19 protein-coding genes are annotated in these 10,720 nt (G+C 34.7%); 3 read left to right on the forward strand and 16 right to left on the reverse strand.

Annotation, left to right across the window (positions count from 1 at the left end):
• Nucleotides 1-225: 225 nt before the first annotated feature.
• The 14 genes from Q7P05_RS00205 to Q7P05_RS00270 form a co-directional block, all read right to left on the reverse strand.
• Complete coding sequence (locus tag Q7P05_RS00205) at nucleotides 226-651, reverse strand: DUF1492 domain-containing protein (RefSeq protein WP_294026490.1); 426 nt, start codon at nucleotides 649-651, stop codon at nucleotides 226-228.
• Nucleotides 648-998 carry a DUF4406 domain-containing protein gene (locus Q7P05_RS00210; protein WP_294026489.1) on the reverse strand — a complete coding sequence of 117 codons (351 nt, stop codon included), beginning with the start codon at nucleotides 996-998 and terminating at the stop codon, nucleotides 648-650. Before Q7P05_RS00210 ends, Q7P05_RS00205 begins: the two co-directional genes overlap by 4 nt.
• Nucleotides 991-1,488: a hypothetical protein gene (locus Q7P05_RS00215; RefSeq protein WP_303929970.1), complete on the reverse strand. Its 498-nt coding sequence runs from the start codon at nucleotides 1,486-1,488 to the stop codon at nucleotides 991-993. The genes Q7P05_RS00210 and Q7P05_RS00215 overlap by 8 nt, the downstream gene beginning before the upstream one ends.
• Before the next feature lie 304 nt (nucleotides 1,489-1,792).
• The gene (locus Q7P05_RS00220) at nucleotides 1,793-2,134 is read right to left on the reverse strand and encodes a hypothetical protein (protein WP_303929971.1); all 342 of its coding nucleotides are present in this window, start codon (nucleotides 2,132-2,134) and stop codon (nucleotides 1,793-1,795) included.
• Between the two features lie 398 nt (nucleotides 2,135-2,532).
• Entirely contained in the window at nucleotides 2,533-2,952 is a 420-nt protein-coding gene (locus Q7P05_RS00225; RefSeq protein ID WP_303929972.1) for a hypothetical protein, read from the reverse strand.
• On the reverse strand, nucleotides 2,949-3,290 hold the full coding sequence (locus Q7P05_RS00230; protein ID WP_303929985.1) for a phage antirepressor KilAC domain-containing protein: 342 nt from the start codon (nucleotides 3,288-3,290) through the stop codon (nucleotides 2,949-2,951). The genes Q7P05_RS00225 and Q7P05_RS00230 overlap by 4 nt, the downstream gene beginning before the upstream one ends.
• A gap of 15 nt (nucleotides 3,291-3,305) precedes the next feature.
• Entirely contained in the window at nucleotides 3,306-3,722 is a 417-nt protein-coding gene (locus tag Q7P05_RS00235; protein ID WP_303929973.1) for a Bro-N domain-containing protein, read from the reverse strand.
• Nucleotides 3,723-3,771: 49 nt separating this feature from the next.
• Nucleotides 3,772-5,253, reverse strand: a complete 1,482-nt coding sequence (locus tag Q7P05_RS00240) for a YadA-like family protein (protein WP_303929974.1) — start codon at nucleotides 5,251-5,253, stop codon at nucleotides 3,772-3,774.
• Entirely contained in the window at nucleotides 5,253-5,516 is a 264-nt protein-coding gene (locus tag Q7P05_RS00245) for a hypothetical protein (RefSeq protein ID WP_303929975.1), read from the reverse strand. Before Q7P05_RS00245 ends, Q7P05_RS00240 begins: the two co-directional genes overlap by 1 nt.
• Nucleotides 5,517-5,744: 228 nt before the next feature.
• Nucleotides 5,745-6,116 carry a single-stranded DNA-binding protein gene (locus Q7P05_RS00250; RefSeq protein ID WP_303929976.1) on the reverse strand — a complete coding sequence of 124 codons (372 nt, stop codon included), beginning with the start codon at nucleotides 6,114-6,116 and terminating at the stop codon, nucleotides 5,745-5,747.
• Between the two features lie 32 nt (nucleotides 6,117-6,148).
• Nucleotides 6,149-6,946 carry a hypothetical protein gene (locus tag Q7P05_RS00255; protein WP_303929977.1) on the reverse strand — a complete coding sequence of 266 codons (798 nt, stop codon included), beginning with the start codon at nucleotides 6,944-6,946 and terminating at the stop codon, nucleotides 6,149-6,151.
• Between the two features lie 330 nt (nucleotides 6,947-7,276).
• Entirely contained in the window at nucleotides 7,277-7,564 is a 288-nt protein-coding gene (locus Q7P05_RS00260; RefSeq protein ID WP_303929978.1) for a hypothetical protein, read from the reverse strand.
• A 178-nt stretch (nucleotides 7,565-7,742) separates the two neighbouring features.
• A complete protein-coding gene (locus Q7P05_RS00265; protein WP_195186460.1) occupies nucleotides 7,743-7,961 on the reverse strand; it encodes a hypothetical protein in 219 nt (72 codons plus the stop codon).
• A 14-nt stretch (nucleotides 7,962-7,975) separates the two neighbouring features.
• The gene (locus tag Q7P05_RS00270) at nucleotides 7,976-8,146 is read right to left on the reverse strand and encodes a hypothetical protein (protein ID WP_303929979.1); all 171 of its coding nucleotides are present in this window, start codon (nucleotides 8,144-8,146) and stop codon (nucleotides 7,976-7,978) included.
• Between the two features lie 66 nt (nucleotides 8,147-8,212).
• Here Q7P05_RS00270 and Q7P05_RS00275 point away from each other — a divergent pair, with 66 nt between their 5' ends.
• Nucleotides 8,213-8,773, forward strand: coding sequence for a hypothetical protein (locus tag Q7P05_RS00275; protein WP_303929980.1), 561 nt, complete (start codon nucleotides 8,213-8,215; stop codon nucleotides 8,771-8,773).
• Here Q7P05_RS00275 and Q7P05_RS00280 read toward each other — a convergent pair.
• A complete protein-coding gene (locus Q7P05_RS00280; RefSeq protein ID WP_303929981.1) occupies nucleotides 8,713-9,252 on the reverse strand; it encodes a hypothetical protein in 540 nt (179 codons plus the stop codon). The two genes, Q7P05_RS00275 and Q7P05_RS00280, sit on opposite strands and share 61 nt — an antisense overlap.
• Before the next feature lie 96 nt (nucleotides 9,253-9,348).
• Here Q7P05_RS00280 and Q7P05_RS00285 point away from each other — a divergent pair, with 96 nt between their 5' ends.
• Nucleotides 9,349-9,696, forward strand: coding sequence for a hypothetical protein (locus Q7P05_RS00285; RefSeq protein ID WP_303929982.1), 348 nt, complete (start codon nucleotides 9,349-9,351; stop codon nucleotides 9,694-9,696).
• Between the two features lie 160 nt (nucleotides 9,697-9,856).
• Here Q7P05_RS00285 and Q7P05_RS00290 read toward each other — a convergent pair whose 3' ends face one another.
• Entirely contained in the window at nucleotides 9,857-10,087 is a 231-nt protein-coding gene (locus Q7P05_RS00290) for a helix-turn-helix transcriptional regulator (protein ID WP_303929983.1), read from the reverse strand.
• Nucleotides 10,088-10,266: 179 nt separating this feature from the next.
• Between Q7P05_RS00290 and Q7P05_RS00295 the strand changes: the two genes are divergently transcribed.
• On the forward strand, nucleotides 10,267-10,671 hold the full coding sequence (locus Q7P05_RS00295; protein ID WP_303929984.1) for a helix-turn-helix domain-containing protein: 405 nt from the start codon (nucleotides 10,267-10,269) through the stop codon (nucleotides 10,669-10,671).
• Nucleotides 10,672-10,720: the final 49 nt, after the last annotated feature.

Here is a 10,720-nt window from a genome sequence, read left to right on the forward strand (position 1 = left end):
GGTTGTTTATGTACATTCAATGCATTTTCCCAGAGCCGTGTCTCTGTGGAAAATAATTCTTTTATGCTTCATCAATTCCCTCATATAAACTAAAAAGGACTGCATCATACTGTGTTGTGCGACCTGTGTATGATGTAGTCCTTAATAGTGTGTAGTTTTTCTAGGAGGCTTGTTGAAAGTGTTCTCTTCATCCATGCCCACATACAGTATCTCATATATTGAGTGTCAAATAATAGCAACCTTTTTGTAAATTTCCTCAAAATTTTTAATTGCTCTTTTATGTAAGTTATGAACATTCTGCCTTGAACAATCTATTAGTTCTGCAACCTTTTCCCATGTACATCCATTAATGTACCTATCTACTAAAACAATCCTTTGCTTAGTACTACAAATTTGATTGATCATAAATCTGGCTCGCTCTCTCTCCTGTAAGTAAGCACTCCATTCTTTCATAATCTCTTCTGTAACCGCATCAAGATTTGCAACTTTATCCGCAATAGTAATTGGTTGCCCTCCACTTACTTTATCCTTACTATAATCAATGGCTTGTAGACTCATGATATCTTGTCTTATTTTAAATATTTCTCTCTCCTTACACCTTATATTCAAATCAGTATCACGTATCTGATTTAAATATTCTCTTCCAGTCATCGGATATTATCTCCCTGTTCCTTTAATTTATCGGTCCATTCTTTCCATGTATATATTGGTATCCCTTTTGCTATTGCAAATGACCATTCACCAATGCATCCTTTAGATGTTTCCCATTCCCCACATAATACTAAGGCATCACATTTATTTAGCATGTCCAAACATATTTTCAAGCCTTTTGAATACTGTGTATCAAAGTACAACATGCTGAAATTGTGAAGAGGTGATAGATATGTGTTGTTCTTATCTAGCATTACTAAGTTTTCCATAATTGTATCAATGGAATACTTATTAGCTTTATCTCCACCAAATGGATGCGCTACATAAATTAATTGGTTTTTAATCATTCTCTTTCCCTTCTTTTACTAGATCATTGATGTGAAATGTCTCACCCTCAACCGCATCATTTTCCAATTCTTCTTCCCATAATTTCCCCTGCGCTCTTGCACCTCTTACAAATAATTCTATTTCTTCTACTAATGGAATAAGCTTTTCTGGTGCTTCATCTATTACACTTAGCCATGATGTGCTAATTGTACATTCATCTCCATACTTATTTGTGATTATAAGCACATACTTTGCTTCCGTAATAACCTTTGGCATTTCCTTATGCCATTTAAAACTAATAGATTTAATTTTTAGCCACTCTTCTTCAAATAGTTTGAACACTTTAAATGTTTCAATCACCAATGCTCTTGCTTTTACATATGCTTCTAATATCTCTGGTCTGAAATCGTCCTCCGTGCTTAATTGATATGTTTCAGTAATACCAGCATTATTTGCTTTCTCATACTTTACTTTCTTTTTATCCCCAAACCCAATGCTTAGTATCCTCATTTTTGTTTTCCTTTCCTACAGCTTGCTCTTCGAAGTTCAAATCTTTGTTTTTCTTCACATTCCCAATCACCGCATATTACCTTACGTGTATCATTTGTATGGAATTTCTTTCCACACTGTACACAGTATCTTGTGTATTTAAATGCTTTCTCTAATCGTTCAAGGCGCTCTAGCTCTATTTGTTCCTTTGTCTTTCTAGGCTTTACTGGTTTGCCTGCTCTACAATCTGGGCACCATGTGCTATGACTATCTGGTGTAAATAACCTATCACATCTATGACACTTTCTTTGCATCTCTTATCCTCCTAGTTTTTTTCTTCTTTTTCACGTTCTTTTCTTGAGTGTTCTCTATACCATTTTCTAACTAAACCCCATTCTTCTTCTTCACATGGCTGTACGCACTCTTTGATAACATATTTCTTTATCTTGCTTGTATTCACTTCTATAACTTGGTTCGTTTCACCCCACCTATTACAAATAGTTAGCCAGTTTATTTTCTCTATGTGATCATTAACAATTGGCTTTAATGATTTAAAAGGTTTCTTGTACATAGCTAATTCATGTTTTCCATATATCTGTGTCCAACCACTTACTTTATTATCATCAGCCATTGTTATATTTAGCCTTACCCATAAATCTAACTTCATTTATTAGTCCCTCACAGTACAGCTATAACCTTTCAGCTTTCTCATTCTGTGTCTAATGGTTCTTACATTATCTCTAATGTATTTACACGCATCATTCTGTATGTTCTTTTGCTCGTTATATTTATCTAGCTGCGCTCTCCATTGAATATAACTTTCGCATTTACTGTGACACCCTACTTCTCTAAATTGGCACTCCCTGCATGGTGGTTTCATAATAACTCCTTACCTGTTTGTAAAATGCTTTGCTTTCTTTACATAGGTTTCTTCTTATTCTTGCTTTTAGTAGCTCCTCTGAGGGAGTAACCACATAACCCCAGTATGGTATAAATACTTGTTTTGCTTCTTTTGTTCTACACTTTGCGATATGATCAAGTGCTTTACATACATTTCTGTATCTGTCATTCATGCTCATATCCCTCTAATCTATTGCCTATTACTTTAACTTTCCCATTATTCAATACAAATGCTAAGTCAAAATCTAATACCGCATCACGTTTTGTGGTGTCCTGCTGGTTAATTGCCTTGCATCTCCATTGGTATTTATCAACACTGTAATATACTTCCCCTACCATTGGTGTGTCTTGTATTGATTTGCAATCAAACTCTATATGGTCCTTTTCGTATATCCTTTGCCCTAGCGTGTCTTTTGCTTCGCTTCCTCTACATAGTGTTCCGTCTTCGATTGGTACCCATGCATATGTATCATTTTCTACTGCTAATAGTCTTATTTGTGAGTAGCTTTGTTTTATTTCATCACTGCTTACCCATTCTGACCTGTTCACATTCTTTCGTAGGCCTTTATATACTAATGGCTTCATGCTACCTCCTCACACACTGCATTGATGCCCAGCTTCTTTAGTAACTCGTGTATCATTAATCTACCTTTTTGTGTCCAACGTGTAGATGCGCTGCACTCCAATCTTCCGTCTGAAGTCATGTATGTGTGTGTTTTAGTCTTTGTATATCCTTTCCGCATAAAGTCACTATACAAAATCCATTGACCATTTACGCTGCGTTGGATATGCGCATCATGTAGTATCTTGTTTAAAGCTTTAGCACTTAATCCATAGTCTGCAGCAATCTGTGTTACTGTCATTGCATTTGTTGTACTTAAAATTTTGTCCACGTAATCAACCTTTGGCTCATATTCCGCTATTTGTTGTTTCTGTTGCTAAATTATAGCCTTTGATTGGTTATGTGCTTCTACCTCATCTGCGTATAATCTCAATGCTTCTGGTAATGTCTTTGGAATATGTGGATCATAGCTTCCTGTTTTTCTAATTTGTGGAAGTACTTCGCTAGTTACCCAGCGTTTGAATTTCTTCGCACTTGGCATCTTTGATTTCAATATCAAGGAATATAGTCCAGACTCATTGATTAAATATGTTTCCCTCTTTTGGCCTGTGTCGGCAATTTGCCAACGCAGCTTATCTTCTTCATCAATATGTTTTCTGATTGCATCTGCAGTATCTTTATATCCAAGTGCAGTTGCTACGCTCTTGGCCACAAAGTACACTTCATTTTCAATAATGATAGTTCTTAGTTCCCCAAACTCATTACTGTTAAATAGTGTTGTTACATGGTTCATAACTTCGCCCCCTAGTTTTAGGTAAGGGCGGATATACCGCCCACCTATTTTATTTGCTTACCGCATCAAGTCTTGCTGTTAATTCTGCAATTTGTGCTTTCATAGCTTCAATTTCTCCGTCACGTTTCGCTTGTGGTTCATATTCACTATGTTTACCAAATTTGAAAGATGCGCTTACGTTGTACATGTTTTCACTGCCAAATGTACCTGCAATTCCAAGTAATACTTTTTCATTTGGTCTGTAGTATGCACCTAATGCCACTGCATTGGCATTTTTATAGTGACCATATGCTACAGATGTGCTAAATTTATCATCTTTGTTAAATTCCATTGGATGTAGTCCAGATAATGCAGCTGCACTTGCACCCACTTTATTAATTCGTCCGTCTAATTGCTTAATGTCTGATTTTAAATTTGCTAATGTGTTGCTTGCTTGATGTTCTAGCTTATCAATGCGTTCTTCATGATTTTTCAATACACGATCATTAGCCTTGATAGCATTTTTATTATTTGCAATGTCCGCATCATGTTGTGTAATACGTTGTGTGTTATTTTTGATTGCATCCTTATGATTTGCTAGTGTGTTATGTACTGCAGTATTGAATTGTTGTTGTGCATCTAGTGCTTTATCAATATCTTCACCCATTGTATTAATGGCATCATATGCAGCATGTAACTGTGAACCGTTTACTGCATCAGTGGAAGATGCATCCACTCTGCCTGCTGCAACATTCTGTACTTGGCGAACATAGTTTTTTACTCCGCCAAAGCCTGCACGTTGTTTACTGCCTACGCTTACTACTGATGTTGCATCTGTACCAGCAAATACATATGTTGTATTATTTACCATTGCTTGCAGTTGATTAACTGCATTGTCTGTTACACTATTTGTTCCTAGTGCAACGCTATTTGGCTTATCAGCCACAATATTATTGCCAATGCCTACCGCATCAATTGCAGTAACCTTTGTATGTGTTCCAATGGCCATTGCGCCCTGTCCTGCTGTTTCAGAGTTGGCGCCAATGATCGTTTGTTCCATATCACCAGCCATTTTGTTATTGTAGCCAATCACAGTTGATTGATTACCTTTAATGTCTTTGTTATTAGCACCTACAACCACAGTATTTTCACCAGTGATATTGTTTGTGCGACCGATTGCAACGCTAGATACACCACTTACATATGCGCCATTGCCAATTGCAATAGTGTCATATGCTGATGTTCTTGCTTGGCTACCAATTGCATATGTGTATTCAGTCAATGCTTCTGCATGACTACCAAATGCAAATGTATTTCTTCCTTCTGCTTTTGAATTATTGCCCCCAACAAATGAATTTGTGCCATTTACTGTGTTGTTTTCACCAAATGCGATTGCATTGTTAGAATTTACAGTGTTTTTATATCCAAATACTGCAGCACTATTTGCTGTTGCCACATTATCTGTACCACCTACTAAATTATTTGTTCCATTTGCATATGCACCATTAACTACTGCGCTTAATACCATTACTGCTAACATTACTTTTTTCATTATTTTCTACCTCTTTTCGTTTTAATTCCTAATTTTTTACAAATATTTCTAATTAGGCTTTGACTTACTTCTAATTCTTCTGCTATTTGCCTTTGGCTTAGTCCTCTATTAATCAATGGTTGTAACGTATCTGCATTTATTGGTTCCTTTAATCCCAATACTTTTAATGCATTTCGCTTATCCATTGCACCGTATACTACCGCACCTAGTGCCAACCAATTTATGCAATTCATCGGTACACCTGCCATGCTTGTGCTTTGCATGTTGTTCCCTCCTATTTTGCATAAACCTTTGTAGGACTATATGCAGGGCAATCTTCACATTCTTCTTTTTTCAGCCAATGTAAAGTGCCTGCTGTTTTACCTTTGAATACTTTAATTGATGTTTTCCCTTTAGGGCATGATGTTTTCACCCATAGCGCACCGCTTTTTGCTGGCCCAAATGAGTGGCTACATATCTTTCTTGGCCTACCTCTTCGCATTTATTCCCTCCTAGAATGGAATTGTTTCATCATCATCTACAAATCCATTTTCAAAATTACTTGCTCCGCTTTCATTTTGTTTAAGGCCATATGTAAGATTTTTGACTACAATCTCTGTGATGTATCTTTTACTTCCGTCTTTTTCGTAGGATCTAGTTCTTAATTCGCCATTTACTGCTACAAAATCACCTTTACGTAACCCACTGTAAAGTTCCGCATCAACCCAACATACTATGTTGTGGTACTGTGTTGTTTGTTGCTCGTTTACATATTTATTGGTTGCCATTCTAAATGTGAGTACTGGCTTTCCTGTTTTTGTATATCTTAGCTCTGCATCCGCTACTACATTGCCGCTTAAAAATACCTCATTTACGTTTATCATTTACTTCATCCTCCCATTTCTCACATTCTTTACTAATTACGCATAATGCCATTATTGATACTCCTAGCATTGCCCCTATCACAATGCCTAGCCCTAGTAGTCCCATGTTTTACCTCCTCAATTCTTATCAATCTGTAAAATCTATAAGGATAACCTTCATCAGATACAGCTTCAACTACACTGTCTGTTTCCACGTAATAGCCTTTTGGCGGTTGGATGTAATCTCTCCATTCGCTTGGCTTCAATATTTCTGTTTTTACTTTTGGTTTTTCTAAATTCTTGCTACTGTTCCACCTGCGCTTAAATGCATCTTCTTTATCTGAATAACATGCACTTCTTTTTTCTTTTACAAAGTAGCTTGCTAATCTCACTGCATCTTCTGCCCTTCCTTGATACAACATCAACTTATGCATGCCATGTGTCCAAAGTTCATTCAACTCATCTGAATATAGTTCTGCATTGTTAATGATCATGTGGAAATGTATTCTTGTTTTCCCCTCCGCTATGTAAATGTATTTCAATTCTTTATCCAGTTTTTTATATCTACGTTTAAGCCGTCTTATAAAATTCTGAATATCTTTCTTTGCATCTTCCCATGTAGCTGGCTGTTCTTTATATGTGAGTGTGATGTAACAATCATTTGTAGTGAAGTTATTATCAATCAACATACGCAGCATTGCTTCTGCTTGTTTTTCATTTTGCTTTTTCTGTGCTTCTGGTGTAATGCTTTTCTTTTTTACACGCTTACCATTCTTTCTATAGGTTCTTGATGTGTGGTAATCAAGTACCTCTATCATATTTTTAGATATGACCTTCTTACGCTTCCTCATCGTAATTACTCCCCATGGTTGATTTGTTAATATGTTATATCTAGTTAATAAGAAAAGCCTTGAAATAAGCTTTTCTCTAGTCTTTCATGCCCATGTGTGATATAATTACGTTAGGTTTGGTGCGTAATTACGTGCTTGATTAGGCTACTTTAATTAGTGGCCTTTTCTTTTTGCCTAGGATAATTGCAATGCATGTCACCTTGTTCAATCTCTAAATATTGACATGCATCGCAATGTTCCATACATATAATTCCTTTAGCCTGTCTACAGTGTATGTAGGCATGGCTTTTTTTATTGCACGCATCACATATGCTACATCTGCTGCGGTTTTTACTCATTGCTTGTCACCGCATTAATCAGTATTTCTCTTGCCCTTAATGCAAGATATACTTTGTTTTCTTTAATTGGGCCTTTACCTGTTATGCGTAATACATATTCCCCTGTCTTTCGCTTAACAAAAATAGCGCATCCATTAGCAAGAATAGTAAAGTCTAAACTTGCACTTTTATTGCTTACGCTAATTGATGTAATTCGTTCCCTTAACACCTGCATTTCTTCATCATCAAACATTAAATATGTTTTTAGTAGATCTAGTGCTTTTTCTTTTTTGTCTTTCATGTTTTATCACCTCCTTAACCCTGCCTAACATCCAAATTGTGATGCCAGTTGTTATTGTTAAAACTATATTTATTAGTATTTGCCAGCCTTCTGCTTGCTCAATTCCTCCATATAGTCCTAACCCTAATATTCCCAAGCACCATTGCACGGTTGTAATTAGATTTATAATGTTCATCTTCTATGCCCCTTTTAGCCACTTCATGTGCTGCCCTTTCATCCATGCTTCAAATTTATCTACATGGACCAGCGTTTGTTGTGGTCCTAGTTGCATACAGATTTCATTAAATCTACCTTCATTGCGGATCATATCTATTCTTCTATAGATATACATTTTGCTCCGTCCCCATATCTTAGCTAGTGTGCTAATAGGCACATACTTTGGTTGAACACTTTCCATTCCTACTACTCCTTCTAATCACGTCTTATATTTAAATAATCCACGTTAACTTTTATTCCTAGTTCTCCTAACTCTTTAATTCCTTTCTCTACTTCATCCTTCGCTTTAGATACTCGTTCATATGCTTTAATAAATTTTTCGTCTTTCATTTTGTCTATATTTACTTCAATTGCAATTACCAACATTAATATTTCCTCCTATTTCATCTTTCTTTTATAATTGCTATAATCACCTTGAAAGGAGGTGAAACTATGTCAATACACAATGATTCATTATCTCTTTTGGAGCAAATATATAATGCTCAAAATGCTTATGGCTCATTCGCTATAGTAAGAAATACATTTGATAATCTACCTTTTAAAGACCGGCAGGCATTAGAACAACAAGTAAAGTATTTAAAGGATTCTGGTTATGTTGAAAATCATACTCCTTGTGTTGGTTTACCTATTTCCTTAGTACTTACTGCTTCAGGCATTAGAAAAGTAGAGAATATTCAAACTAATGCTTCTATTTCTAGCATCAATATAATGGGCTCTAATTATGGTATTGTAGGTGATAACAACTCATCTAACATCATCAATAACAACTGCTCATTTTCTGATGTTCAAGAACTTGTAAAGTCTTCTGATTTTTCCGAAGAAGATAAAGCATTATTATTAAAAGAATTAAAATCTTTATATGATCGTATTGAGATGAAAGCACCAATTGAACAAGGTATGCTTTCCTCAATCGCTGATAAAATTAAAGATTATCAGCCTTTACTTGGTGCAGTTTTAAGCTCTCTTACTACTTTCTTAACAACACCTAAATAACGCTCAGATTGTTTACCAATTCCAAATGCCTTTATTACAGCCATTGTGATAAGGGCATTTTCTACTTCTTCAAAAAATTCTTTCGAGTACCAACAATCTTCAATTGCTACTCTGTCCATAATGTTTTTCATTTGAATAAATGTATCTGCTAAATGATTTACAGCCTCATCACTAGATAATCTATTGTCATACTCTAACGAGTTACTAATTAGTGCTAACTTCATATGTTCTTTTAGCTTAGGATTAGTAATGACTTCTACTTTATTTGTAGTTTTATTTATATGGTTTTCTTGGACTTTAAGTTCATCCACAATTACTTCATCAATCATGTTAACTATCGTTTTATATTTTGATTTTTCAACTGGATCATAATGTATTACTTCTTTGATAGTTGTCTTGGCTTCAATTAATTTAGTAATTCGCTTTTGACTAACCTCTATTTGCATTTCATTCATTAATGCATTACTATTCTTTTCCATTTGTGTTTCCTCTTAACAATTTAGATTAGATTCTGTTGAGTAAATCATTTAACTTATTTCAATGGTGATATAATGTTTGTGAAAGGAGTTTCGTTTATGACTAAAATTACACTTGATTTTACGAAATTTAATCACCAGTTAATCCTTGATATCCTTGATTATGTTGAATCTGATATTTTTGAATTTGATATTATTCAACTGCCAGCTAAGCATAAATCTATATTTACTTCATTGATTTCTAAAGTACGTAACTGCACAGAGAGCTTAACCATTACTCCTAATGAATTAGGTTCATTAATTAGTTCTATAAATTATGTTCTTAAAGAAATTGAACTAAAAAATATAGATCAAGATATTCAAGATGATTATTTCCCAGATGTACAATCTATATTCCAGTTAAAGCAGCAACTAGATGCATTGCTCTCGCAGTTTCCATCCGCCTAACAATTTTGTTTTTAACAAAACATTGTGTCATTAACTTTTCTTTACTATATGTTTTTAATTTCTTCCTTAGCACCTTGTTCATACAGGGTGCTCTTCTTCTTTTGCACCTTTTCATTAGTTGATAACCTCCTTTTATTTCTTTCATTTGATTTCACCTCTACTAATCTATAACTTGTATATTATGCAAGTTATTATTTAAAAAAATATCTACTCTACTAGAGCAGTCTAATCCAAGCCAATCACTAATCATTGTAGCCTCTACTACATCAAATTGTGTTTTTCCATTCATTTTGCTGTTAATGGTTGTAATAGATACTCCTAATAACTCTGCTAAGTCTGCATATGTTTTCTTGTGTTCTACCAACAACCCTTTCAATTTTTCTAGTTTCATCTTTTCACCTCACTTTACTTGCACCATATGCAAGTTTCTAGTTACATGATAATCCTATTAGAAAAACCTGTCAACCGCTCCATGCAAGATTTTATAAAAGTTTTATAATTTTTCTTGAATTTTATTCAAGTTTATTGTAATATAAGATTGTAAGGGCGATTCTTATTTGGAGGCATATTATGAGTACCGACGAAAGAAATACAATAAATAAAGAAATAGGAGAAAGAATAAAAACTATTAGAAAACAAAAAGGCATAACATTAGCTGACCTAGGAGCAAGATTAGGTATTAGTGAAAGTAATATGCAAAGATATGAATCTGGTAAAATCGCTAGTGTTTCTATTGATTTTATAAATAGATTAGCTCCTATATTAGAAGTTAAGCCAGAATGGTTAATCGGTTGGGATAAGGATGATACTCCTCAAGGTTACTATCTTGATTCTGAAACCGCTGAATACGCTGAATACCTTCGCACTCGTCCTTCTGCACGTTTATTATTCTCCGCATCACGTGGCATTTCCAAAGAAGATATGGAAAAAGCAGTTGAATATATTGAACTTTTAAAATTAAAACATAATAAATAATACTATTAGGGGTTGTTAGTTTGATTATTAATATTATTGAGTGTGATAT

This window comes from Veillonella dispar (assembly GCF_937975875.1).
GTDB lineage: Bacteria > Bacillota > Negativicutes > Veillonellales > Veillonellaceae > Veillonella > Veillonella dispar_B.